The organism is Moorella mulderi DSM 14980 (assembly GCF_001594015.1).
Taxonomy (GTDB): Bacteria; Bacillota; DSM-521; order Neomoorellales; family Neomoorellaceae; genus Neomoorella; species Neomoorella mulderi.
On record NZ_LTBC01000001.1, the window covers coordinates 18,496 to 41,803 of the forward strand.

At 57.5% G+C, this 23,308-nt stretch carries 26 protein-coding genes; 12 read left to right on the forward strand and 14 right to left on the reverse strand.

Translation table 11 applies throughout. The annotated features are described in order from the left end of the window. Positions 1–103: 103 nt before the first annotated feature. The 3 genes from MOMUL_RS00100 to MOMUL_RS00105 form a co-directional block, all read right to left on the reverse strand. Positions 104–649 (reverse strand): DUF5317 family protein, encoded by a 546-nt coding sequence (locus tag MOMUL_RS00100; protein WP_062279950.1) that lies wholly within the window; start codon positions 647–649, stop codon positions 104–106. Between the two features lie 311 nt (positions 650–960). Next, positions 961–1,086 carry a hypothetical protein gene (locus tag MOMUL_RS17445; protein WP_269085170.1) on the reverse strand — a complete coding sequence of 42 codons (126 nt, stop codon included), beginning with the start codon at positions 1,084–1,086 and terminating at the stop codon, positions 961–963. 54 nt (positions 1,087–1,140) lie between these two features. Continuing rightward, positions 1,141–3,099 carry a stalk domain-containing protein gene (locus MOMUL_RS00105; protein ID WP_062279953.1) on the reverse strand — a complete coding sequence of 653 codons (1,959 nt, stop codon included), beginning with the start codon at positions 3,097–3,099 and terminating at the stop codon, positions 1,141–1,143. Positions 3,100–3,452: 353 nt separating this feature from the next. Here MOMUL_RS00105 and MOMUL_RS00110 point away from each other — a divergent pair, with 353 nt between their 5' ends. From MOMUL_RS00110 to MOMUL_RS17710, 4 genes are read left to right on the forward strand one after another with little or no spacing between them, the layout of a single operon-like run. Next, positions 3,453–4,019, forward strand: coding sequence for a VCBS repeat-containing protein (locus MOMUL_RS00110; protein ID WP_062279955.1), 567 nt, complete (start codon positions 3,453–3,455; stop codon positions 4,017–4,019). Next, on the forward strand, positions 3,991–4,329 hold the full coding sequence (locus MOMUL_RS00115) for a hypothetical protein (protein ID WP_062279958.1): 339 nt from the start codon (positions 3,991–3,993) through the stop codon (positions 4,327–4,329). The genes MOMUL_RS00110 and MOMUL_RS00115 overlap by 29 nt, the downstream gene beginning before the upstream one ends. Before the next feature lie 54 nt (positions 4,330–4,383). Next, positions 4,384–4,818 (forward strand): hypothetical protein, encoded by a 435-nt coding sequence (locus MOMUL_RS00120; protein WP_062279961.1) that lies wholly within the window; start codon positions 4,384–4,386, stop codon positions 4,816–4,818. Between the two features lie 55 nt (positions 4,819–4,873). Then, positions 4,874–5,005, forward strand: coding sequence for a HAMP domain-containing protein (locus MOMUL_RS17710; protein WP_201786437.1), 132 nt, complete (start codon positions 4,874–4,876; stop codon positions 5,003–5,005). 235 nt (positions 5,006–5,240) lie between these two features. Here MOMUL_RS17710 and MOMUL_RS00125 read toward each other — a convergent pair whose 3' ends face one another. From MOMUL_RS00125 to MOMUL_RS00135, 3 genes are all read right to left on the reverse strand, one after another. Beyond that, entirely contained in the window at positions 5,241–5,423 is a 183-nt protein-coding gene (locus MOMUL_RS00125; protein ID WP_062279964.1) for a stalk domain-containing protein, read from the reverse strand. Positions 5,424–5,592: 169 nt separating this feature from the next. Continuing rightward, on the reverse strand, positions 5,593–6,120 hold the full coding sequence (locus MOMUL_RS00130; protein ID WP_161484939.1) for a hypothetical protein: 528 nt from the start codon (positions 6,118–6,120) through the stop codon (positions 5,593–5,595). Between the two features lie 151 nt (positions 6,121–6,271). Further along, positions 6,272–6,466: a hypothetical protein gene (locus MOMUL_RS00135; RefSeq protein ID WP_062279970.1), complete on the reverse strand. Its 195-nt coding sequence runs from the start codon at positions 6,464–6,466 to the stop codon at positions 6,272–6,274. Positions 6,467–6,697: 231 nt separating this feature from the next. Here MOMUL_RS00135 and MOMUL_RS16470 point away from each other — a divergent pair, with 231 nt between their 5' ends. The 3 genes from MOMUL_RS16470 (at position 6,698) to MOMUL_RS00145 (ending at position 9,108) form a co-directional block, all read left to right on the forward strand. Beyond that, on the forward strand, positions 6,698–6,865 hold the full coding sequence (locus MOMUL_RS16470; protein WP_161484940.1) for a hypothetical protein: 168 nt from the start codon (positions 6,698–6,700) through the stop codon (positions 6,863–6,865). A gap of 184 nt (positions 6,866–7,049) precedes the next feature. Then, positions 7,050–8,249 carry a DUF401 family protein gene (locus MOMUL_RS00140; protein ID WP_062279973.1) on the forward strand — a complete coding sequence of 400 codons (1,200 nt, stop codon included), beginning with the start codon at positions 7,050–7,052 and terminating at the stop codon, positions 8,247–8,249. 73 nt (positions 8,250–8,322) lie between these two features. Further along, positions 8,323–9,108 (forward strand): SPL family radical SAM protein, encoded by a 786-nt coding sequence (locus MOMUL_RS00145; protein WP_062279976.1) that lies wholly within the window; start codon positions 8,323–8,325, stop codon positions 9,106–9,108. A gap of 293 nt (positions 9,109–9,401) precedes the next feature. Here MOMUL_RS00145 and MOMUL_RS00150 read toward each other — a convergent pair whose 3' ends face one another. Both MOMUL_RS00150 and MOMUL_RS16820 read right to left on the reverse strand, forming a co-directional pair. Continuing rightward, on the reverse strand, positions 9,402–11,630 hold the full coding sequence (locus MOMUL_RS00150; RefSeq protein WP_062279979.1) for a beta-propeller domain-containing protein: 2,229 nt from the start codon (positions 11,628–11,630) through the stop codon (positions 9,402–9,404). Positions 11,631–11,936: 306 nt separating this feature from the next. After that, entirely contained in the window at positions 11,937–12,176 is a 240-nt protein-coding gene (locus MOMUL_RS16820) for a hypothetical protein (RefSeq protein ID WP_062279981.1), read from the reverse strand. Positions 12,177–12,181: 5 nt separating this feature from the next. On the opposite strand from MOMUL_RS16820, the gene MOMUL_RS00160 reads away from it, so the two are divergent. From MOMUL_RS00160 to MOMUL_RS00175, 4 genes are all read left to right on the forward strand, one after another. Continuing rightward, entirely contained in the window at positions 12,182–14,494 is a 2,313-nt protein-coding gene (locus MOMUL_RS00160) for a stalk domain-containing protein (RefSeq protein WP_062279984.1), read from the forward strand. 266 nt (positions 14,495–14,760) lie between these two features. Continuing rightward, the gene (locus MOMUL_RS00165) at positions 14,761–15,960 is read left to right on the forward strand and encodes a DUF401 family protein (RefSeq protein ID WP_062279987.1); all 1,200 of its coding nucleotides are present in this window, start codon (positions 14,761–14,763) and stop codon (positions 15,958–15,960) included. A 176-nt stretch (positions 15,961–16,136) separates the two neighbouring features. Continuing rightward, positions 16,137–16,454, forward strand: a complete 318-nt coding sequence (locus tag MOMUL_RS00170) for an autorepressor SdpR family transcription factor (protein ID WP_062279990.1) — start codon at positions 16,137–16,139, stop codon at positions 16,452–16,454. After that, positions 16,444–17,115 (forward strand): SdpI family protein, encoded by a 672-nt coding sequence (locus MOMUL_RS00175; protein ID WP_062279992.1) that lies wholly within the window; start codon positions 16,444–16,446, stop codon positions 17,113–17,115. Before MOMUL_RS00170 ends, MOMUL_RS00175 begins: the two co-directional genes overlap by 11 nt. 108 nt (positions 17,116–17,223) lie before the next feature. On the opposite strand, the gene MOMUL_RS00180 is transcribed toward MOMUL_RS00175, so the two are convergent. From MOMUL_RS00180 to MOMUL_RS00205, 6 genes are all read right to left on the reverse strand, one after another. Next, a complete protein-coding gene (locus tag MOMUL_RS00180; protein ID WP_062279995.1) occupies positions 17,224–17,763 on the reverse strand; it encodes a nitroreductase family protein in 540 nt (179 codons plus the stop codon). 59 nt (positions 17,764–17,822) lie between these two features. Further along, positions 17,823–18,605 carry a carbon-nitrogen hydrolase family protein gene (locus tag MOMUL_RS00185; protein ID WP_236712921.1) on the reverse strand — a complete coding sequence of 261 codons (783 nt, stop codon included), beginning with the start codon at positions 18,603–18,605 and terminating at the stop codon, positions 17,823–17,825. Between the two features lie 188 nt (positions 18,606–18,793). After that, complete coding sequence (locus MOMUL_RS00190; RefSeq protein ID WP_062279999.1) at positions 18,794–20,188, reverse strand: S-layer homology domain-containing protein; 1,395 nt, start codon at positions 20,186–20,188, stop codon at positions 18,794–18,796. A gap of 116 nt (positions 20,189–20,304) precedes the next feature. Beyond that, positions 20,305–20,976 (reverse strand): ABC-2 transporter permease, encoded by a 672-nt coding sequence (locus tag MOMUL_RS00195; RefSeq protein ID WP_330219163.1) that lies wholly within the window; start codon positions 20,974–20,976, stop codon positions 20,305–20,307. A gap of 76 nt (positions 20,977–21,052) precedes the next feature. Continuing rightward, positions 21,053–21,931: an ABC transporter ATP-binding protein gene (locus MOMUL_RS00200; RefSeq protein WP_062280004.1), complete on the reverse strand. Its 879-nt coding sequence runs from the start codon at positions 21,929–21,931 to the stop codon at positions 21,053–21,055. Next, positions 21,928–22,314, reverse strand: a complete 387-nt coding sequence (locus MOMUL_RS00205) for a GntR family transcriptional regulator (protein WP_062280007.1) — start codon at positions 22,312–22,314, stop codon at positions 21,928–21,930. The genes MOMUL_RS00200 and MOMUL_RS00205 overlap by 4 nt, the downstream gene beginning before the upstream one ends. A gap of 424 nt (positions 22,315–22,738) precedes the next feature. On the opposite strand from MOMUL_RS00205, the gene MOMUL_RS00210 reads away from it, so the two are divergent. Next, on the forward strand, positions 22,739–23,293 hold the full coding sequence (locus tag MOMUL_RS00210; protein ID WP_062280010.1) for a tryptophan transporter: 555 nt from the start codon (positions 22,739–22,741) through the stop codon (positions 23,291–23,293). The last annotated feature ends 15 nt before the right edge of the window (positions 23,294–23,308 follow it).

Here is a 23,308-nt window from a genome sequence, read left to right on the forward strand (position 1 = left end):
CAACGAAGGTGGTCAGGCAAAGCACCACCAATGTCAGACAGACGCTTTGATTAGAAGCTGCTCTATGGTTTGTCACTGTTCTATGGATTGTTACTTTGTATGCTCACTCCTTCTTGCGTAGCATGAGCGTGGGAATGAGGAACAACGCTCCGACCGCCTTTACGAGGTCACCAGGACTCACAACCGATGGATGAAACCATAACAAGCGAGGAAGGTAAACGACATCGGAAAGAAAATAAAAACGGGTTTCGTTCGTTGCAAATGCATGCAGAGGATCAAGTCCCTTTTTTAAATATAGATTCATCAGTTCGGGGTCGCGTGTGACATGCGCTTCCTCAACGGGCATCGCAAATCCATTTGCGGTGACAACAAAAAAATTGAGAAACATACCAACGCCAACGATCAAGAGAGGAACATTTCTTCTATTGGCCCAGAAAAAAATAAAAGCAAATAAATGTCCCGCAATCCAAGCGTACGGGATCATCTCCGGATTATCTTTAGTAAGATCCAAAATAATCATACCAACAAAACCAAACCCAACCTTGTCTAGTTTATACATTTCATCAATCATCTTTTTAAAACTTCCACCCATAGCTTTCCCGATGATGAAAGCAATAAAAGGAACTAGGCTTAAAAAGCTGAGCTTCATTTTTTCCTCTCCTGATTGGTGATCTGGTTATGTCCCACTAATTACTGGTCGAAAAAAAGCGAAGTTTATCTGTCATGTACATAACGCGCGCGAAGAGATGTTTATACGTTCAGCCGGCCGATGACGGGCAGGCATAACAGGCATAATCCGCCTCAATATAAAAAAATCCGATTTGAAGTGTCAGGCCTTCTACTTGAAGTGCCGGCGTTATGGCAGCCAAAGTTTACCCTCCATGTCCCGGGTAGATCTATGCCGCTGACGCGGTACCATTACCAGGAAAAGCGGGCCACCTGCGGGGCGTCCAGGAACTGCTAGCAGCCCCTGACGCCGTGGTATAAGGCAGCCACTTCGATATGCAGCATGGCTATGCCGCAGTCCAGGCGTTTGGGCAGGTTATAAGTGGGTACCAGCGGGCAAAGGGGATCTCCACAAATCACACCCCCGTCATTACTCTTAATATTTTCCGAATTATGGTATCATCCACGGCATCATTATTCCCGGGTTACCAGCACCTGCTGCCGGGCCGGGGACCAGGTGACCCGGTACCCCAGGGCTTCGGCGACATAACGGGCCGGGAGGAAAACCCGGTCATAACGGTTCAGGGGGGCTACATCCAGGCTTTCCCGCTGGCCGTCGCGTTCCATCTCCGCCCGGCCGGAATAAAACCGCAGAACATGACCGGCTCCCTGCAGGGTTACCGTCTCAGTGGCGGGATCCCAGCCAATGCCTTCCTCGGGAACACCCAGGGCCAGGGCCAGGTAACGCAGGGGGACGTAGGTGCGGTCGTTTTCAATAAAGGGGGCGACATCCATCGCCTGCGCCTGGCCATTACTGGTGTAGCCCTTCTGCCCGGGGGTAATGGCCACCGGCACGGCGCTCCCATAAATGGTAAAGGTGCGGCTAATGGCTTCCCGGCCCTGGCTGTCATAGGCCTTAACTACGAGGCTCCCTTCCCCAGCCAGGCGGTTGAAATCAATGCTTAGCTGGTAGGGCGGGCTGGCAGGGCTACCCACAAGCTCGCCATTTAAGTAATATTCCACCCTGCTGATGAAGGGGTCGTAAAGCTTGACGGCGGCCCCCAGGGTAACTTCCCCCTGGATGGCCATGCGATCCTCGAGTTCCCGGTAGGTTCCGGGGGCTTCCTGGCCGACCTGTTCCAGGTAGTGGGGGCTGGCGATGGCTTCCCGGTAGGCGGTCAAAACCTCCCGGTTGTCATCCAGGCGATAATCGCTCACCTTCGCCTGGGTGTAGAGGGGGTCGCTTTCGTTGAGATCAAAGTAGACCACCGCCTTGACCCGCGGGTAGAGGAGGGGCAGGGTGCGGTAGAATTTACGAATATTAAAGGCGGCCCAGCGGCTGACATCGGCCCGGCCGGGGCTCAACACCGTGTGGGCAATGCCGAACTCGCCCACCATCAGGGGCTTGCGGCCGGCGAAAATGCGGTACCAGTAGTCCAGGCGCTGCAGGGGATCCAGGCCCGCCCCCGGTTGATCGGCGCGGCCGCTCAGGTAGTAGTCGCTGTAGAAGTTGACCCCCACCCAGTCGACATAGTCATCGCCGGGGTAATACTCCAGGGCCGCGGCTTTGACCCCCTCCGGCTGGACAATATCAAAGGGGTTCCAGACCATGGCCACGTTAGGTGCTTCCTGGTGCATAATGGTCGCCGCCCGGCGAAACCAGGCGACGTAGGCAGCGGGGTCGCCATGCCAGGCGTTGGTGCCCTCCATATTCATTTCCGAGGCGAATCGGAGAAAAACAGGGATTTTATAGGCGGCAAGCTCCCGGGCGATGGCCACCAGATCCTCCTCCTGCAGGCCCTCCATGCCACCGTTGGGCTCCAGGGCCAGGACCAGGCCCGCGCCAGGCACCTGCCGAGCTTTCTCCATCGTATCCCGGGGTAAAACAAAGTTGCCCGGCCCGTAGATATGGCCGTAGCCTAAATAGAGGGCGTGCTGGCGACCGTAAAGGTCTTTGACCCGGTTGTAGTCGTTCCCGGCAGGCCCCCGCTCTTCATAAAGGCCCAGGTAGGTGCCGGCAGCCGGCTCAAATTTAGCCAGGGTTATCCGCCCGGGATCCGTCACCGGGAAAAAGAGGCGCAGCACCGATTTCAGGCTCTCGCCCCGGGCCGTATCCCCCCAGGCCCAGTCGGGTACCCCTGCCTGCTGGAAGAGGGCGGCCTCCTTCACGTAGGCTGCCCCGGCCTCGGCCAGTTTCCCCTGGCGGTCGCAGAGGCGGAAGATCTTCTGCCAGGCCAGGCCGGCGTTGATCAGGTCGCCGCTGGCCTCAAAAGCAGCGGCGGCGTTGCGGTAGAGGCTCTCGGCCGTGGCCGGGTCACCGGCCTCCAGTTCCCCGGCGCGCTGGTAGTCCTGCCAGGGGTCAGCCCAGGCGGCTGCTGGCGGGATCAGCAACAAGAATAAAAGAATGACAACTATACGCAGCGATACCTTCATGCCTAACCATCACCTGCTCCTTTTTTGTGGTAATTCGTTCCTAATTTTAACACAGGAGCAGGTAGCAGGAAAGGTAACTTACCAGCTGATCTTTCTTTCTTTTCAATGCCTACTTCGAGCTGCAGCTAAGCTTGTTCGAGCGTTTCGAAGCGGGCTCCAAGCTTAACCTGCCTTTTTAGCGGCAGGCTTTTTGTTTCTTAATCAAAACCTAGAGCGGTGAGGAAGATGCCCTCATGGAAGTCATGCATCAATTCTTGCTTAAATTTCAACCGTTAACCATTTTGTAACCCTTTGCCGGGAAGGAGATGATAGGATGAAGTTAGAATTTAAAAAGAAGCAAAGGAGTGGCTCTCGTGCCCTGCTTAAAAAAGTGGTGTGCCTTAATCATGGGGACAATCTTTTTCCTCGGCGGGTGCAGCCTCCCCAGCCCGCTGGCTGCCATCAGACCACCTGCGGTGTCCGGACAGGTGGATGAAATCGCTAAAGCCGTTCAGGAGTTGCTGGCACCCGGCCAAACCGTGGCCGAAGTCCGCCAGTTACTATCCCCGGACGGCGAAGCCGGGGGGCAAAAGGCTATTGCCGCAGAAGATCTGGACGGAGACGGTGAGCGGGAATTGGTGGTGGGTTACCAGGGCCCAGAACAAATGGCCGGCGTTTTTATCGCCCACCGCACCCCTCAAGGTTGGCAAAAAGTCTGGCAGAAAGAGAAACCCGGCCCTCCTGGACTAGACGTTCTAGAGCTAGAGGATCTTACTGGCGATGGTCCGCCTGAGATTATCATAGGCTGGACTATCGGCGCTTCCGCGGGCAACCAGCTGGAAGTGTTGACTTATGCTCCGGCCGGGAAAGACGGCAGTCTGTCTTACCGTGAAAGCACAAGGGGCGGGCGGCTTGCCCGAAACCTTGCTGGTCGATCTTAAGGCCGGGCCCTATGACGGCACCATTGATGTCCACCTCATTTACTGGTGGGAAGAAGAGCCATCGGCCCGGGGGAACGGCCGGCTTAAGTACCAGGCTTTCTACAGTGCTGAGGCCCAGATTCACGGCCTGGGATCTACCCACCAGGCCTTAAGCGGGCGCCTGGCTCTTTGCCCGGAAGGTGGCGCCGAGATGGCCGCCGTTTACGATAGCGCTTTTTCGGGCAGCGGCTCCCCGCGCCCGGAACTTTATCTTTTGCGCCGGCAGGACGATGGCTGGCAAATCCTCTGGAGGCCACTGTCCCGGGAATAGCGCAACAGCTACGGCAATATTATTTTTACGGGAGCCAGCCTGGAAGAGTTTATCTTGCAAAGCGATTCCTGGGAAGCAGGGGATGGTAAAGATCAAATATTCCACGAGGCCAATGCGGGGCCGCACCGCCGGTTTCGGGATGTCTGGCGAAGGCAAGGCGGAAATTACAAGCGGGTGGCCGCCGAGACAGTATCTACCGCCTACAGTGCCCTGGTGGAATTTATCTACCACCTGAGCTTGGGGCAGGAGGACCAGGCGGCCCAGTGGGCTCTGGAGCCCAGACTCGTAAGCAAGGCTAAGGAATGGGGTCTTATACAGCAGCCCCTGGGCCAGAGATGGCTTTTGGAATTGCCCGACCCGGCAGCGGAGGTACAGGGGCCCCTTACCATCGCCAGCGGGCCGGCAGCCGGGGTCCAGGTGATATTCGCTAACCGGGAAGGGAAGTGGCTCCTCAAGGAGCTAAAAAAGGTGCGGGTAACGGGCAGATAAAGGCAAAGGCCCGGCGGTCAGAAGGGGCTAACCATGAACCGAGAGCTGTGGCAACTTGAACGTTACCGTCACTTGTCACTTTAACGATGAGATTGGTCGCCTGGCCGATACTCTAAATCACATGACTCAGGAATTGCAGCGGCTGGACAGGCTAAAAAGCGAATTTGTTAGCTCCATCTCCCAATGAACTGCGTACTCCTTTAACTTCCATCAAGGGCTTTGTAGTCACCCTGCTGGAAGGACTGCCGGTGGAAGAACGGGAACTGGGCGCGGGCTGGAAATAATCAACCGCGAGACCGACCGCCTGACGGGCCTTGAAGCCTTCATACGGCGCGCTGCCTCCAGCTTCCGGCGCAAAACCAGAACCGCTTCCACCAGTTCGTCTAGCTTCAGGACATGCGGATGGGCCGCCCTCAGAACCACTAGCGCGGCACCGGACCAGGAGCCGATATTATCAACCTCTCCGTCTCCAATTCGGCCGTAGCCGTGGAACCATTCCAGGTTAACCGCAAGTCCAGGGCCAGGGCTAGGTTCCGCAGTGGGACAACGGTGGTCCCGCTCCCGGCCGGGAGATACAAGCGCCACATCCGCCCGTCCAGGCTCACGTCCTCACCTCCCCGGCCACTGTTCTCCTCGCCCCGGTACCGGCCGCCGTTTTAAGCGCCCGCCCGATCAGGCCTGTGTCCCCGGAAAGTAGTATTCGCATCTCCTGCCCTCCTTCGTTTTCCCTTTGTTCTGATTTGCGCCGTCACTTTCCCGCTGAACCTAAACCTTTTACCGCCCCGCCAGCCTCTCCTGAAGCAAATGCTGAATTGCTTCCAGTTCCTCCAAGGAGCGATACGTAAACAGGTGTGCCTCCCAGTGCTGGCCGTAGAGGACTCCACAGCGCGTCTGGAGGTCCTCTTTCATCCGTTCAACCAGGTAGCCCCAAAGGCGACGGTGGGCTATGTAATCCCCCTCACTGGCTACCTGGAACAGGTGCAGAAGGATCAGCCGCTTCTCCACGGCTCCGGAGGCCAAAAACGGCCAGTACTTGACCAGGTTGGTCACTCCACCGGCGCTCTCGGTTTCTACGATGATAGTTTCGCCGGGCGTTTCCAGCCGGAGATCGCCAAACTGGAACCGCTGCAGGACCGGCAGGTTCCAGCCGGGTACGTCGAAGCGGTTGGCGGCGCCCTGGCCGCGATAGACCTTCGCTTGGGGGAATCCCTTGGCGACAGCGGCAAGGTAATCTATTGCTTCACGCTCATAGGAAAAACTGGTCACCCAGCCCACCTCTTCAACTATTGGACTATCGGACATTTATAAAGGACGCGCGCAAGCCTTCAGCCGGCCTATCCTTTCTAGCGGCTGGTTAGCTTTCCTACAGCCATGCCCAGCAGGACACAGGGAACACCGCCGCGTCCGTTATCTGCCAGCGGCTTTTGTCCAGGGCTTTGCACGACGTTACTCGTTACTCCCGCTGGCCAGCATCAATATCTATCGGAACCAGTTGCCAGGTTGACCCCCCGTCCGTGCTCTTCAGCAGTTCCGTTCCCTGGCCGTCCGCTGTTGCCAGCAGGAGCCAGCCTGCCTTACCTGTCACAAAGTCCAGTTTCCGCACCTTCTTGCACTTTTCCAGAGCCCGGGCTAGGTCGCAGGCAGTCAATGCTTTCCGTCATGTTACTCGTATGCTCCCTCGAGTTCCGGCAGCTTCTTGAACCCCTACTTATAGCTGTTCTCTTACATATAGACGAAAGGAACCACTACTTGATTCCCTCCGCTAAAATCTTCTCCGTTTCCGTTACCCCGTAAGATGGGGAGTGAGTTCCCGACCAGATACTTCCTAAGTCGTGGAAGATGTTATGAGCAGTTACCAGCGGCTTACGATTTATTATCGATGATTTTCTTACAGGGAAGAAATGGTGCCGTCACCATCGGTCAGGTGGACTACCATCTCGGTTTTTTGAGCGGTCCTCCGCTGGGAGGCCCTTCGCAGGTAGAACGGGCGGAACAAGCACGAATGGAAAGGCAGGACGCCGCAGAACGCACCGAACCAGCCCGGTAACGACCGGGGCATTACCCCTCGCCTGGCGGTACGCCCATTTAAACCGGTTAAACCGGACCCCTTGTAAACAGCCTCCGGGTATAGTAAGATGAAGCAAGGAAGTAGCTGCATTAACTTTGCCAATTGATCAACACTTGTTTGCTGGGCACCCGCCAGATAGAAAAAATCCCGGGAAGGTGCACTTTTGCCGGCCTTAAAACTGCTCTCCGTCTTTGCATTGATGATGGTGCTCCTCTGGCTGCGCGCCCCGCTGGCGCCGGTGATTTTCGGGAGTTCATGCCTCCTGGCCCTCCTTTACCGCCTTGCCCCGGCCGCTTTTCTGGCTGCCCTAAGGCAAACCCTTACGGACCCGGCCACCATTGAATTGGAGATTGTCCTGGTGCTGATTATGCTTTTTGAGCGTTTGCTGGGGAAGCATGGCTACCTGGATAGGATGCTGGCCGGTTTACACAACCTCCTCCCCAACCGCCGCCTCCTGGCGGCCATGTTACCCGCCTTTATCGGCCTGATGCCTTCCCTGGGCGGCGCCTTCTTTTCCGCCCCCCTGGTCGCCCAGGCAACGGCGGATACCCCCCTGTCCGCCGAGGAAAAAAGCTTTATCAATTATTATTACCGCCACATCTGGGAATACTGCCTGCCCCTTTACCCCAGCCTTTTAATCACCTCCCGGGTCTGCGAACTGCCCCTGACAAAATTAATCCAGGCCCTGCTTCCTTACGGCCTGCTGGTAGCCCTGCTGGGGTGGCCGTTCCTGCGGCGTATCCCGGTAGCAAAGGGCCGTCCCGGCACCGGCTGCTATCCCCTGGTTAAAGAGGTACTGCTCAACATCCTGCCCGTGCTAGCCATAGTGCTAATGGTCCTGGTATTTCAAGTACGGGTCCTCATTGCCGTAGGGCTGGTTCTGGGAGTGCTCCTGGTGCGCCACCGCTATACCCCGCTGCAATTCTTGCCTCTCTTCCGGGAAGCCGTACAGGTGAAAATCCTGGTCCTCGTCCTGGGGATCATGTTCTTTAAACAGATGATTCTAACTACCGGGGCTGTGGCCAGCCTTTCCTACCTCCTGGAAGCACTGGCCGTACCGGAGTTTATCGTCTTCGGGATATTCGGCTTGCTGGTAGGCATAATAACCGGCACGGTTTCTTATTCCATGGGCATTATTTTTCCCGTCGTGGTGGCTGCTACCGGCGGGCAGGTAAGTATGCCCCTGGCGGTGTTTGTTTTTATAGCCGGATTTACGGGAGCCATGTTCACTCCCATGCACCTCTGCCTGACCCTGACGGTCGATTTCTTCCGCGCCGACCTGCGCCAGGTCCTCCGGATGCTGGTGCTCCCCGAAGCGGCACTTCTCGTCGTAGCCGCTGCTGTATATATAATAGCTACTTAATTGGCGGCCGAAAGTACCCAAAACCAGTAGGAACTCTAACTTGCCCAATCAGAATGGAGACATGTAGGGAGCCATGTTTAAATTATATGAAACCGCCTGTCGGAGCGCCCTCAACCGTTCCCGCATCCCCGGCATGGACTACTGTTTGAACCCTTATACCGGGTGCAGCCATGGATGCATCTATTGTTATGCCAGCTGCATGGCGCGCTTCAGCGGCTGCCAGGAAAAATGGGGTTTCTTCGTCCAGGTCAAGACGAACTTTGTCGAAGTGCTGGCCGCCCAGTTAAGGAGGCCCAAAAAGGGAAAGGTTATGCTGGCCAGCGTTACTGACGCCTACCAGGCTATCGAAAGAAAATATGGCCTGACGCGAAGGTGTTTGGAACTATTAACCCGGAGCGGGTTGGAAGTATCCATCCTCACCAAATCTGACCTGGTCATTAGGGATGTAGAGCTATTAAGGGCAATGCCCGCCGCCGAGGTCGGCTTTACCATTACTACCCTGGATGACAAACTGGCCGGGGTGCTGGAACCCGGCGCGCCTTCTCCTTCCCGGCGCCTGGCGGCCCTGGAAAAGCTGGCCGGGGCCGGCATCAAGACCTGGGTTTTTGTCGCCCCGGTGATACCAGGCCTGACGGATGCTCCTGAAGACCTTGCCGCCATAACAAAAGCGGCCGGCATGGCCGGTGCCCGGGAAGTAGACTTTGATCCGTTGAATTTTTACCCTGGGGCCGTGGCCGGTATTAAAGGCCTCATCGCCAGGCACTGGCCCCGGGGTAAGAGTGCTTTTGATCATGCTTGCCGCGATCCGGTTGCCTACCGGCAGCGACTGGAAGGGCTAATCAAGCAACTCAATAAATAAGCACCGCCGGGCCTGCCATCAATGCGGTTAGGGTCTTGCACCGGTGGTTGCACCCTAAACCGCCCGGAAAACCTCACTTCCTGCTATAGCACCCGGGTGTTGCAAAGCTATGACGAGATATTAAGAAGTTGTTACAGAATCAGGGGGTGCCGGTTCTGGCGGCGCCTCCGGCAGGGTCATGGTGACGCAAAGCCCATGCCCGGTGGGGAGGCAAAGGTAAGGTTGCCGCCATGGCGGCGGAGTACTTCCAAATCGTTGCCGGGCTTTCTGGAGAGCCAATATTGTTCCCGCCTTTACTCAACGGGTATAGCCAGGGTGTTTTGCTCCTGCAGGGTGGTCAGGTCGTGGGCCTTGATCATCGCCCGGGAGAGGGTGTAGAGGGAATTGTCGATGTAGAGGATGCGATTCACGTTTTTCTGGTCTTCGTACCGGTGCTGCCCGGCCCGCAAGAAGTCCTGGTCGTCCAGGTGGGTGACCCGGCCGCGCAGGGTAAAGCCCTGCTCCAGGTTAATATGGTAAACGTAGGCCCCCTGGAAGGTGAACTCGCCGTAAGCCGGCGGGCCACCGGGACTGGCCGCTGCCTTATTTTTTACTTCCATGACGGTGACGGGGAAGGCCAGCAAGCCCTTCTCCCGATCAAAAAGGAGGGCCTTGTGGTTACGCAGCAGTTCGGAGTCAGTACCACGGTCGCCGATGCTCTCCTTGAATTTCTCCACTGGGTGCTGGACGTCGCTGACATCGAAAAGGGCCATCTTCATCCCCTGGTAAAAGGTCATGGTGTCCCGCTCGTTACCCTGGAAGTCTTTGACCGGCATCTCGATGGTATCCTTGCCAAAACCGATGATATAGTTTTCATCGTAGGGATGCAGGTAATCGCTGTAGCCGGGAATCTTCAGGGCGCCCAGGATCTTCGGCTGCTGCGGGTCCTGGAGGTCGATAACAAAGAGGGGGTCCACTTTCTTGAAGGTGACCATGTAGCCGCGGCCGCCCATGAAACGCACCGAATAGATGCGCTCGCCGGGGGCGATGTCCTCCAGTCGGCCTGCCACCTGCAGCCCCGCATCGAGAATGTAGACGTTATTCTTAGCGGTGTATGCATCGCTACGCCAGACCTCACCCCTGGTAGTAGCCACGCGGAAGTAACCCTGGTACTCGTCCATGGAAAATTGGTTCAGCACCGTTCCCGGAACTTCGCCCTGGGCCAGGTACTTTGTGCGTCCCTGATCCAGGGCAAATTTATACAGAGTAGTTCTGGCATCTCCGGCCGGCCTGGGCCAGATAAAGGGCCGGCGCGGCGGTACCGCTACTGAGGAAGCGGACGTATCTGGCTGCAGGCCGGGAGCCGGCTGCGGCAGGGGCTTGACCTCCGGCGCCCGGTAATGGGTAACAGCCACATACAGGTTCTCCGGGGAGGCGTAGATGTTTTCCCCGGCCCCCAGGTAGGTGGCTATATGCATTTCCTCCTGCGGGCGGTCCAGGTTCAGTCCGGCTACCAGCAGGTAATTGGCGTCGGCGAAGTCGGGGAAGTAGCGGATGTCCCGGTAATCAACGAGCACCCAGCTGGAACCGCGGGCGGAATCGCGGTAGGACGGTCGGGCGTCCCCCTTCTCGTTCATGATGTAGTAGTAGTCAAGGTAGCGGTTGGCCACCAGGTACAGGGCGGTGCCGATCTTACGCGAAGAAACATAATTCCCTTCCAGCTCTACCTCCCGGACCTGCTTGAGATGCTCCCTGTCACCCAGGTCGTAAATAATCGCTTTAACTACCGTCTCCCTGCGGGTAGGCGGGGGGAAGATTTCCGGCACCGGGCCACCGGGGCGCAGCAGGGGAGCTATTTGAGCAGGACTGCCGGCCGCAGCGGGGTCCTGTGGTCCCCCGGGCGGCTGCGGGGCACCTCCGCTGGGTCCGGTTTGCGGTTTTAAGGGCGGCCCGGCCGGCTGCCAGGGAATATCCCGGTGGGTGGACCCGATGACCACCAGGTATTTATCGTCGACATAGAGTTCCCGCGGGGTGAACTTTTCTTCCGGAAATGCCAGGATGCTGGTCACCTGCATCGCCGCCGCCGGGTAGGCCCGCGCCACCACCACCCGCCGGCCGTTGACCTGGTAGATGTACTGGCCATCGGTTTTGACGATGTCAGCCTCATCCACACCGGCTACCTGGACGTTAGTGCGGGAGTAATTCGCTCCCGGCGAAGCCGCCGGGGCCGCGGCTGGCGCCCGCATCGGGGCGGCCTCATGGACCGTGTTTGCCGCCATGTCGGCTTTCATCATGACGCCGACGCCGTAACGGGGCTTCTCCCGCTGCACCTTCTCCAGCAGGGCCTTCAGGTTGGCATAGGAACCCACCACCGGCAGTTCCGGCGGCCGGCCCTGGTCGTCCCCGGACCCGCCGGCAGCACCGGTGGCCCCGAAGGCCGCCCCGGTCAAAAGCCTGGTCAGGGCCGGAACCGACCCGAAGGTTCCCAGGAGAACCAGGGCCAGTATCAGGGCCGGTACGGCGAACAGCAATAACTTGCGCATTAATTTTTCACCTTCCTCTGCAATGAGATGTGGGATGTCGGCGAGGTGGCCACGCCACCATGAGGGTCTCCTCTAAAGGGGCATCAACCCCTCATAAGCAGCTTCTTAATTTATATAGACGCCGGTTGAACCTTCCCGGTTCCCATGTCCCGCTATAAAAATTGCCTTTCACGCCGTTTTTCCCGGCCCGAACAGGAGGTCCAGCAGCCAGGCGGCGGTGAGCATTAAGAGCGGTATGATGGTAAAGGCATACCTGACGGTGGGGATAAACATCAACTGGATGGCCGTCAGGAGGAAAATAAAGCTTTAGCGGAGGGCGACGACCACCAGGGCCGCAGTAAGGAACAAACAACCGGAGATTACTCCCGGGTCCAGTCGCCGGAAGGTAGAAGTCCGCAACGAAATGCGGGGACCGGCGCCGAAACCGCGGGTTTCCATGGTGATGGCCATAGTCCGCGCCCGCTGGGCCTGGATGATCCTTAAAGGCGGGAACCAATGCCTCCCTTCCAGCGTCTGTAAAATTAGGAGAAAGACAAAAGGAGGCATAATCCATGTATCACGCCCAGAAACCACTTAAGTCCCTGGTCCTGCTGGCCTTATTCTTCCTGCTGGCAGGGCTCATCCCCGCCACCGCCCTGGCCAAGACGGAAGGGATAGCTATTTTTGTCGACGGCCGGGAGCTCAACCTGGAGGAGCCGGCTGTTATCCAGGACGGCTACCTTCTGGTCCCTGTAAGAAACCTGGCGGCGGCCCTCCAGGCCAGGGTGGCCTGGAGCGACGAGAGCAGGACGGTTTTAATCACCACGCCGGAAACCACCATCGTCTTGAAGGTTGGCAGCAAAGAAGCATTGAAAAATGGCGAGAAGCTCTCCCTCCCTGTGCCAGTGCAAATAATTAACGGCCGCAGCATAGCGCCTTTGCGTTTCCTGGCGGGAGTCCTGGGCGCCGCGGTGGCCTGGGATGAACAGAACCTGACGGCCACCATCACCACCCCGCCGGCGCCGGTACCGGAACGGGCATACAGCGGGGCCTTCCCGGCGCGGGTTGCCTTTACCGCCAACGGTATCCTCTATCTCCTGGACGGTAGCCGTACTGGGGCCAAACCGGTACGGGTAACTAAAGAAGGCACCGTCGTGACGATTCTGGGCTGGTCCCCCGACGGCCAGTGGCTGGCCTACCTGCAACGGGAAAAGCAGGAAGAGTGGGCCGCCAAACCTTACCTCTGGGTGGTTAAGGCCGACGGGAGTGGCGCCTTCCAGGTAGACCCGCGGCCGGTGCTGGCAAAGGCGTCCTGGTCGCCGGCAGCCAGCATCCTGGCCTACAGTACCCAGGGGCCTGGTGGCGGTTACGCCCCGGATATGAACCTGAAGCTCGCCGCTATAGAAAGCGGCCAGGCTAGAGTAACGACGCTGATACCGGACAAAGGTGAGCTGGTAGAAGACTTCGCCTGGGCTCCGGACGGCCAGAGCCTGGCCCTCTCCCTGCCGCGCACTGAAGATCAGCCCCTGCGTATCGACCGCCTGACCTTGAAGGGCGAGCGCCATAATTTGCTCACCCTGGGCGAGGCCGGGACAGCGGTGGACGAGATCTATTTCAGCTATGCAACAGGATTAAAGTGGTCTCCCAACGGCCGCTACCTGGCCTACTACCTCCACTTCAACGCAGCTTCCCTCTCCGCCGACGGGGTACCCCTCGAGGTGCTGGACTTAGATAATCCCCGTCAACCCCTTGACCTGGGGACCAGCCTGCCCTACCGCCAGTGGCTGGCCTGGTCCCCGGACGGCGATAGACTGGCCTTTATCCAGGGCAGCGGCAGGGAAGCGACGGCCAACAAGCGCCTGTGTATTGTAACCCTTCCGGGAGGTAAGATTACATTTTACGACCAGCCCGGCAGGGTGGATACCCAACCCCTGTGGCTACCCGCCCCATATGACGGCGTCCTCTTCTGCCGCGGCCTGGAAACAACAGCCTGGAAAGGCAAGCAACTATCCGGAGTGCTGGTGAGCGACCAGCGTATCTGGTTGGCGGCGAGCAACGGCCGGGCCCGGCCTCTGACAGCCGGCCTGCCCGAAAATGCCGACTGCTACCCCTCCGTCTCCCCGGACGGGCAGGACCTCTACTTCCTGCGCCTGGACAGCGCCGGCAGCGGCTCTCTATGCCTGCAATCCCTGGACGGCGGGTCGGTAGTGGAGCTGGTACGGAACATAGGCGGCTGGACAGGTTACTACGGCAATTACTACCCGGCGTGGGTAAGCATCTACTACCTGAATAAAAAAATTAGGGCCATCGGTAAGCTGGTGGTGAGCAACGTCGAAGGCCGTCACTTTGAACTGGAAACTGACCGGGACCGCCTGGTGCTGCTGCCAGAAGAAGGCTCCACCGGTGTAGCTAAGGATCTGGAGAAATACGCCGGCCGGACGGTGATGGTGATAGGAACCCTCACCAAGGAGCCCAATATCTATATGCAGGGACCCATCATGCGGGTGAACTCCGTCATGCCGGTACAATCCCCTACCCCGGCGAGTAACGGCGAGGAAAACCTCGCTGCCAGCATTGACTCTTTCACTATTGCTCCACCCGACCTGGTAATTAAGGGGAAAAGCCTGGCCCGGGTGGAGATCTGGGCCGTACCAACCGGGACGGGGGTAACCGAGAAGGATTATACCCTCCTCGGCCAGGCCAGCAAGCAAGCTGAAACTGGCAGTCAACAGGTGTGGACTTTTCCCATCCCCCGGGTAACCATCCTGGCTACTGAAATTTTTGCCAGGGGCTATGATGAACAGGGCCGCGATGCCGGCAGGGTCTCCCTGCCTGTCGAAGGCGTCACCGCATTGAATAAAGCCCTGGGGACTGTGAGTAATTAACCATCTGGCTACCAAAGCTTTAGCTCCGGTCAACCGGAGCTAAAGCTTTTTAGTTAACGTGCCGGGCGGCGGCCTCGCCAGGTCGATTCGCTGATAATACTTGAGCCTCTGGAGGACACGAACGATATCGACTCAGTCTAATCACCACTTGTAACCGCTACGCAGGTATAGTAAAATAAGCCAGAAAGCCGTTGTAATAACTTTATCAATTTAATAAACACTTATGCCATCCTTTTTAGGCAAAAAACTCCCGGGAAGGTGAACCCTTGCCTGCCTTTAAATTGTTAGCCGTCTTCGCATTGATGATGGTGCTTCTCTGGCTGCGGGCCCCGCTGGCACCGGTAATTTTTGGGAGTTCATGCCTCCTCGCCATTCTTTACCGCCTCAGCCCGGTCGCCTTTCTGACCACCTTCGGGCAAACCATTACGGACCCGGCCACCATTGAACTGGAGATAGTCCTTTTACTGATTATGTTGCTGGAACACCTCCTGGGCAAGCACGGTTACCTGGAAAGGATGCTGGCCAGTTTACGTAACCTCCTGCATAACCGCCGCCTCCTGTTAGCGGTGTTGCCAGCCTTGATAGGCTTGATGCCTTCCCTGGGGGGTGCCCTATTTTCTGCCCCCCTGGTCGCCCAGGCGGCAGCTGACACTCCCCTGACCGCGGAAGAGAAAAGTTTCGTCAATTATTTTTACCGCCACATATGGGAGTACTGCCTGCCCCTCTACCCGAGTCTTTTAATAACCGCCCGTGTTTGCGGGATACCCCTGGCGCAATTAATCCAGGCTACGGTTCCCTATGCCCTGCTGGTGGCCCTGCTGGGAATACCCGTCCTGCGGCGGATCCCAGTGGTCAAGGAACACAGCAGCACCGACTATTTTCTCCTTGCCAGGGAGGTCCTTATCAACATCTCCCCGGTCCTGGCCGTAGTTTTAATGGTCCTGCTGCTGCAGGTCAAGATGTGGGCGGCCGTTGGCCTCGTCGTAGCGGTGCTCCTGATCCGCCACCGTTATACCCCCGCCCGCGCCTTCCGGATGAGCCGGGAAGCCGTGCAGGTAAAAACCCTGCTCCTCGTTCTGGGTATCATGTTCTTCAAGCAGATAATTTTAGAAACCCGGGCCGTCGACGGCCTGGCCTACCTCCTGGAAACCCTGGCCATACCGGAGTTCGTGGTTTTCGGGACGTTCGGCTTCCTGGTCGGTTTGATCACCGGCACTGTTTCTTACTCCATGGGGATAATTTTCCCCGTAGTGGTGGCTGCTACCGGCGGTCAGATAGAAATGCCCCTCGTGGTATTTGTCTTTGTGGCCACATTTACCGGGGCCATGTTTACCCCCATGCACCTGTGCCTGACATTGACCGTCGACTTCTTTAAAGCCGACCTGCGTAAAGTCCTCAAAATGCTCATCCTGCCGGAAGCCGCCCTCCTGTCCATCGCCGCCGCCCTGTATGTTATGTTTAAATAGGTGCGGGCCCCTTGCCGGATGCAGGCGGGGTGGCCAGTAAGACCACAAGCGCGCTTTCTCCCCCTTCTTTGTTGTTTTTCTAATCGCCATTTCCCTTGACAAACAAGCTGGCGAAAGTTATATTGTGGTTAATTAGATTTATTTCTAAATATCCCGGAAGGGAAGGATGAAAGGCCATGGGGTTAAACGCCCTCTTCAAGGCCCTGGGTGATGAGACCCGCCGGGAAATCCTGCGCCGGCTGGCCCGGGGAGATATGGCCGCCGGGGAGATTGCCGCAGCCTTCGACCTCTCCTGGCCGACCATCTCCCACCACCTCAGTGTTCTTAAGGAGGCGGGCCTGGTGCAGGATGAGAAAAAGGGGCAGTACGTCATCTATTCCCTGAACACCACTGTTTTTCAGGATATTGCGGGATGGCTGTTCGACCTGCTGGGGACAATAACGGAACGGCAGCCAGCCAAAAAAGGGGAGGCGCGTAAAGAGAATGGAAAATAGGTATCGCGTTACCGGTAAAATAATAGCCCGCGACTGGCCCGCCCTGGTGGTCCTGGCCGCCATGCTTGTTGCCGGCATCCTGGTTTACCCCCGCCTGCCGGACCTGGTCCCGGCCCACTGGAACTTCCGGGGCGAGGTTGATAATTACTTTAACCGCTTCTGGGGCGCCTTCGCCCTGCCCCTGATGACCGGGGGCATTTACCTGCTCCTGCTTTTTGTTCCTTACCTTGATCCCAAGCGGGAAAATTATACCCGTTTTGACCGGGCTTACCAGATAGTGCGTCTGGGGATGGTCTTCTTTATGGGGGTGATTTATGCCACCACCCTGGTCGTGGCCCTGGGCGGCCCGGCCAGCCTGGTCGGCCGGGTAGTACCCCTGGCGGTAGGGTTGCTCTTTATCCTGATCGGCAACTACCTGCCCCAGGCGCGTCTCAATTACTTCTTCGGCGTCCGCACCCCCTGGACCCTGGCCAATGAGGAAGTCTGGCGGCGCACCCACCGCTTTTCCGGTTATGCCTTTATCCTGGCCGGGTTTATGTTCATCGTCGCGGCCTTCCTGCCGCCGCCGGCAAACTTTATCCTGCCCATGGCCTGCATCCTTATAGCCGTCGTTAGCACCATATTTTACTCTTATCTGGCCTTTCGCAGGGTTTCGTGGTAATACAATTACCCATTTAGTGGTAACTAGACTTTCCTGTAGTGTTTTAAAATATGGGAGCAGGTCCGGCAAAAATACCGGGCCTGCTCCTTTAACCAGGAACCCGTTATATTATCTTACATAATTAACGTTGTTTTCTTTTACCCTTTCCACGGCAAATTTCTCTCCCGCTTTGTAGCCTGCAACTACAGCGCACATGATTTCGTAACCTTCGGGAATGCCCGCTCTGGCGGCAAGTTCCTTATCGGCTTTGAAGGCAAGGGTTGGGGTAATCAGGTAGCATGAACCCAATCCCAGAGCTGTTGCGGCGATGATCATGCTGGTGGCAGCGCAAGAAGCGGTGGCAAGGCTATAAGGCCCTTGCGGGGCAGAAAGAAGGAACAGGGTAGGGGCGCCGTAGAGAGGGTCATATCCCGGTAATGCGGCGCGGCTCATTAAAAATTCATTGCCCGAGTTCTTCATGGCTTCCAGGGCAAGATTTGAAATATGCTGTAGCAATCCTTTATCCTGCACCACCGTAATATGATATGGGCTGGCACAGGGAGCATTTTGACCGGCAGCTATGATAGCCGCTAATGCTGCATCTGGAATCTGATCTTTTTTATAATCCCGCACACTTTTTCTTTTGGCGATAGCCTCCAGGGCATCCACAGTAACCCTCCTTTAGTCTTTAATTATTAAATTATTAATTATAGCCCATTACCCCGCCTTCATCTGGCCTGATGTACGTTGTCCTCCGGCAGGTCGCATGTCAGCAGCGTCTCCGAGGCTTCATCAGCCATAACTACCAGACCTCCCTCCGGGTCGGCAATCAGACTGTTACCCAGGCTCACCATGCCAATGTGGCTGCCTACGGCGTTGGCCAGGATGACGTAACAGCGGTTCTCCACCGCCCTGGCGATGGGCAGGGCGCGGTTTTTGGGCAGCTTCCAGCGGGCCTCGCCCGGTTGGTAGTAGTGGGCGGAAAGGATGAACAGGGCCCGGGCCCCTTCCGCCGCGATCTGCCGGGCCAGTTCGGGATAATTCTGGTCGCGGCAGATGATGACCCCGAACCAGTTTCCTTTATAGCTAAAGACCAGACGATCGGCACCCGGGCTAAAATAGCGGGCCTCGGCCTCCGTCAGGTAAATCTTGCGATAGGTATGGACACTGCCGTCGGGTAGGAACACCGAGGCGGCATTGAATAGGTGTTCGCCGGCGAACTCGGCCCGGCCGACAAGCAAACCCACACCCAGGTCGGCCGCTGCCCGGGCAATCCTGGTCAGGGCGCCATCCAGCTCCTCCTTAAACCCCGGCCGGCCAAGGGTGGCCGGATTATATCCCGTCAGACTCATTTCCGGAAAAGCCAGCAGTTCCACACCCCGCCCGGCCGCTTCCGCGGCCAGGCGCAAGATTGTCGCCTCATTGACGGCCGGGCTGTCGGCGATAAACATCTGGGCCGCCCCTAGACGCAAAGGCATCGCCCCCGTGGCACATTTTTCCGTCCCTATCATACTATAACGGACGCAGTATGGCAAGGCAGTTTCCCGGACAGGGATCTTGCTGGCCGGCCGCGGCAATCTCCTCGTTGCAGGGTACAGAAAAAGGCCATGTCCTTCCGGATACGTGGCCTCCAGGTACTTCAGGCCGGCAACGGGCGTTTCCCGCGCCGGTTGAGGCTTGAATTGGGTCTAAGTTATGCCTACCCCTGTATCTTCTGGCCCCCGGATGGGTTTACATCAGGTTGTGAGGGCGTCAGTGGTATTTCCGGTGCCGCCAGGGCTTCGGCGGGCAGCTCGATCTTTACGCCGCTGTTATACTGGTAATCCGTAACCTTCATGTTGATGGTCATGGTCTCCAGGGGCACGGCTTCTTCCTGGAATCTGTCCGCAAAAGCCACCAGGCAGGTTATTTCTGACGCATAAGTAAGGTTATCCTCCATGCCGATGGCTTCCTCGCTCCAGAAGGAAATGGACTTCAAGACGCCGCCGGCCTGGTTCAAGGCCTGCTCCATCTCCGGGGTCAACCCACCAGGCAGGGCCTGCATCAGGGCCTGCCAGTCGTCAATCCGCCCGTAGTAGGCGATACGGTGAACCTTATGCCCGTTCTCTATACCCTCGCCCAGGTACCGGAAGTGGAAACTGTCCTTTAGCCCCGGCGGTAACCCCGCCGCGCTCCTGCTCTGTTCTACCAGGGTTTGCAGATCCGGTAGAGCTTCTTTGGGTAGCTTCATCCACTGGGGTTTTTCCATACCGGGAATCTCTATCTTCTGGTACATAGTCCCGTCCACCAGGTACTGTTCCATAGTCATCTGCATCTTACCGCCCGCCGGCAGGTCTTCACCCGGTGTTTTCTCAGCCGGCAGGTTAAAGGTCATGTCCACCTTCTGGTGCAGGCTCAAGGGATAGCTGAACTCGCTCACGATATTGCCCTGCATGGATACTGCTGGCACTTCCCCGGCAACCCCGGGCCGCAAGCGCGCGCTTATAGCCATGCTGCCGGCGAATTTCACGTCTTTGACCTTAGCCTGGGCCTGCTTGGCGGCCTGGACAATCTTTTCCGCCTCCGGGTCGCTGCCAAAAACCCTGGCCAGGAAAGCAACGCCCTCATCCACGGTCAGGATCGCGGCCGCGTCCTGGTCGGGCTGCAGCAGGCCGGCCCGTACCAGCCAGGCATAGGGGGTATAACCCCAGCTCTCCCGCCCCAGGGACCCCTTTACATCCGGCGCGGCGACGCCGTCAGGCAGCCCCAGGACCCGGGAGGCCATCACCGCCGCTTCCAGCAGGGTAACCGGCCGGTCGGTGTGCAGGCCGCCGTCGGGGTAGCCCCTGATGACACTTTTTTCCTTCAAAGCCATTACCGCCGGGCTATACCAGGCATCCCCCTGGGTATCAGCAGTGTCGGCCGTCACCTGCATCCCCGCCGCCCGGGCCAGCAGGGCGGCAAACTCACCCCGGGTCAGGGTCTTCCCCGGCGCCGGGGTCTGGGGAAATACCTGGCGGAGCTGGTCGCCGGTGACCGTTCCGGCCAGGGCCGCCGGTGCCAGGGCCAGGATCAGGCCCACGGCAAGTATCAACACCTGAAACCACTTTTTCATACTTTTCCCTTCTCCCCTTTCGCTGTTCTTCCCCCTGTACCTCTCTTATTGTTTAGTAATTCTCTACCCTGCCAGATTTCTCCTGCCGGCCGGGGAAATTTATAGCAGAGAATATCCTATCCTACATCCCTCCGGCTGAACACCCATGCGGCCAGCAGCCCGAAGGCCAGGTAGCAGATCAGGGATGCCAGCAGCAATCCCGTCAGGAAGTACCAGGAATCTACAGTTATACGATCCACCACCCACCTGATGACCGGGCGAAAAAAGGAGGGGAACGCCAGGGGTAAAAGGCCCAGAAGGGGTAACAGCATCACATTAGAAGCGCGTTTATAATCCCAGGTAAAGAAGACCAGGAAAAACAATCCTTCCAGAACCAGCACCAGGGCCAGGGAGAAAGCCAGGGATATGATTAGACTGACCCCACCCTGGGGCGCAAACCAGCCCAGCCAGTGCGCCAGGCCGCCCGCAGCGATTACCAGGAGGCTGCCGCCTATTGTTAGCAACAGGCCGCCGGCAAATTTGCTGGCCACAATGGCGCCGGGGCTTACTGGCAGGGAGCGCAGCAAGCCCAGGCCCCCTTCTACTTCCTCCTGATAACATATACGGCCGCTAAAAAAGTAGGGTAAAACGATGCTCCAGGTAGCTATGAAGGCGCTCCCCATTTCCATCCGGCTAAAAAATAAGATCATGGCCGCAGCCATCAAGGCGTAGGTCAACATACTCGAGCGCGCAACCATCAGGTCTTTAGTGATAAGGGTCCACATGGTTTTCTCCCCCTGGATTTTAATTTTGGTGAGAAAATAGCTTTCACTTTACTTGCGTCGTTGGAAGTTGATCCCCCTCCTGTGATTGCCCTGTCCAACTTCAGTTGCGGCCAGTTTTTCCCTGCCTTACAGCCGCCAGGAGCAGGTCTTCCAGCTTCAGGGGGCTCGCCTCAAGGTACCGGGCCGCCTCCGGGCGTTGCTGCAGCAGGTCACGGTAACTGCCCGTTACCCCCAGGCAACGGCCGCCTTCCTGCTGCCAGGTTTTAAGCCAGGGCTTCAATTCCTCCAGGCGGGAAGCAGGGAAGGCCAGGCCCTTCCAGTCGGCCAGGAGGTCGTCCTTCTCCTGGCACAGGAGCAATCTGCCCTCGTTTAAAACCGCCACATAGTCAGCCACCTTCTCCACGTCTTCCATAATGTGGGTGGAGAAAAAAATGGCCCGTGTTTCATCCTGGATGAAGGCCAGCATCTCCTGGAGGACGTCGTGCCGGGCGATGGGGTCCAGGCCGGCCATGGGCTCATCCAGGATAAGCAGGCGGGGATGGTGGGCCAGCGCCAGGGCCAGGGAGAGTTTGGCCCGGGTCCCCTTGGAAAGTTCTTTAATCTTCCTGTCGCGGGGCACATTAAACTTTTCCAGGAGCCGGCGGCACAGTCCATCGTCCCAGTGACGGTAAAGGCGGGCATAAAAGCCGGCCGTCCATGCCACCGTCATGTCCTGGTAATAGGGGTGGGTTTCGGCAACGTAACCCACCACCTGGCGAATTTCCAGTTCGTCCCTGTGGGAATCCAGGCCATATACCCGGATTTCCCCGTCGTCGGGGTGGAAAAGGTTCAACAGGCATTTAATGGTGGTGCTTTTGCCGGCGCCGTTAGGACCGATGAAGCCCATGATATAACCGGCGGGCAGTTCCAGGGACAGGGGTCCCAGGGTGAAACCAGGGAAAGACTTCTTTAAGTTCTGTACTTCCAGGGCGGCGATCATAGTTTGCCGTTACCTCCTTGCAGGATGCCGTGGAAAATGGCGCTGATTTCGTCATCAGTGAGTCCCAGCCTGCGGGCCTCCTCCAGAGCCCGGCTAAGCAATCCGGCCGCTATTTTCCTGGCTGCCGCGCGGGCGCTTTCCCGGTCGACCCGGGCTACAAAGGTCCCCACCCCCTGGCGGGTGGTAAGCAAACCCTCCCGCTCCAGCTCCAGGTAAGCCCGCCGGGTGGTAATGACACTGGTGGTCAGCTGCTGGGCCAGTTCGCGGATGGAGGGCAGGGGGTCCCCCGGAGAAAGCTCGCCGGTGAGAATCAGGCGGCGAATTTCGTTAATGATCTGCTGGTACATGGGCTCCGGGTTTTCCCCGGATATTTTGAGGAGCAAGGGCATCCTCCCCTTTTACACTTTCGGGTGACCAGTTCCCCCTCGGACCGATGCCCCGGAGAAACTACTGTATATACTATCTATATACAGTATAGGCACAAGCGCAGGCCATGTCAAGGCTTATGTGATAGTTTAAAGATACGTGCCGAATTATTACCTGATCACCCCCTTGACAGGAACTCTCTCCCCCTGGTATGCTAAAGGTAACCTGCTAAGGAAAACAAACAATAGGTTTACCTGTTCACCATTGCCAAGCTTGAGCTGAGTTGAGAGCCAAGTATAGAGATGAGGAGAGACGAGACTGGCCGGAGTTTTAGGCAATCACAGCCTGGCGGTTTTCGTCAGGCTGTTTTTTATTTATCCAGCCGTTCCGGGGCTGCAGCCCCGCCGGCAGTAATAATTCATCATCAAGGGGGAGTTATCAATGGAAGAGGTCAAAGTAACCCGGGTGGAAAAGCAGGGGCTGCAGGCCATGGACGTGGTCGTGGTGGCCGTCCTGCTGGCAGCAGGCGCGGTACTTAGGATGATCACCCCGCCTTTCTTTGGCATTACCCCCAACGTAGTCATCGGTATGTATGTCCTGGCCATTATGCTCCTCAGGCCCCGCCTGCCCCAGGTGCTGGGGATCGGCCTGGTGGCAGCCGCCGTCTGCCAGCTGACCACCAAATCCTTGCTGCCCTACCTGAATTTTGCCAGCGAACCGGTAGGAGCTATTGTTACCGCCCTTTTACTCTACCTGCCCTTTGACAAAAACAGCTTCTTCAGGGTAGTGAAACCTCTGGTAGTCACCTTCCTGGGTACCTTTGCCAGCGGTTTTACGTACATTACTATCTTTAAAGCCATAACTCTCTTTGCTACTTTACCCAAAAATCCAGCTTACACTTATCTTCTCATGGTAGTTATTGTTACCGGCATCTTTAACGCCGTCCTGGCCCAGGTACTCTATTTCCCCTTAAAACAACTGCTGAAAAATGTTTAACCTGACAGAGCGCAG

Bases quoted from the DNA above. Each gene is read 5' to 3' on its own strand.
- MOMUL_RS00105 (WP_062279953.1), bottom strand. From the start codon at position 3,099: ATGAAGGTATCGCTGCGTATAGTTGTCATTCTTTTATTCTTGTTGCTG.
- MOMUL_RS16470 (WP_161484940.1), top strand. From the start codon at position 6,698: ATGATTTTCTTACAGGGAAGAAATGGTGCCGTCACCATCGGTCAGGTG.
- MOMUL_RS00210 (WP_062280010.1), top strand. From the start codon at position 22,739: ATGGAAGAGGTCAAAGTAACCCGGGTGGAAAAGCAGGGGCTGCAGGCC.
- MOMUL_RS00175 (WP_062279992.1), top strand. From the start codon at position 16,444: ATGGAAAATAGGTATCGCGTTACCGGTAAAATAATAGCCCGCGACTGG.
- MOMUL_RS00185 (WP_236712921.1), bottom strand. From the start codon at position 18,605: ATGATAGGGACGGAAAAATGTGCCACGGGGGCGATGCCTTTGCGTCTA.
- MOMUL_RS00145 (WP_062279976.1), top strand. From the start codon at position 8,323: ATGTTTAAATTATATGAAACCGCCTGTCGGAGCGCCCTCAACCGTTCC.
- MOMUL_RS00100 (WP_062279950.1), bottom strand. From the start codon at position 649: ATGAAGCTCAGCTTTTTAAGCCTAGTTCCTTTTATTGCTTTCATCATC.
- MOMUL_RS00160 (WP_062279984.1), top strand. From the start codon at position 12,182: ATGTATCACGCCCAGAAACCACTTAAGTCCCTGGTCCTGCTGGCCTTA.
- MOMUL_RS00190 (WP_062279999.1), bottom strand. From the start codon at position 20,188: ATGAAAAAGTGGTTTCAGGTGTTGATACTTGCCGTGGGCCTGATCCTG.
- MOMUL_RS00200 (WP_062280004.1), bottom strand. From the start codon at position 21,931: ATGATCGCCGCCCTGGAAGTACAGAACTTAAAGAAGTCTTTCCCTGGT.
- MOMUL_RS00130 (WP_161484939.1), bottom strand. From the start codon at position 6,120: ATGTCCGATAGTCCAATAGTTGAAGAGGTGGGCTGGGTGACCAGTTTT.
- MOMUL_RS00150 (WP_062279979.1), bottom strand. From the start codon at position 11,630: ATGCGCAAGTTATTGCTGTTCGCCGTACCGGCCCTGATACTGGCCCTG.
- MOMUL_RS16820 (WP_062279981.1), bottom strand. From the start codon at position 12,176: ATGCCTCCTTTTGTCTTTCTCCTAATTTTACAGACGCTGGAAGGGAGG.
- MOMUL_RS00170 (WP_062279990.1), top strand. From the start codon at position 16,137: ATGGGGTTAAACGCCCTCTTCAAGGCCCTGGGTGATGAGACCCGCCGG.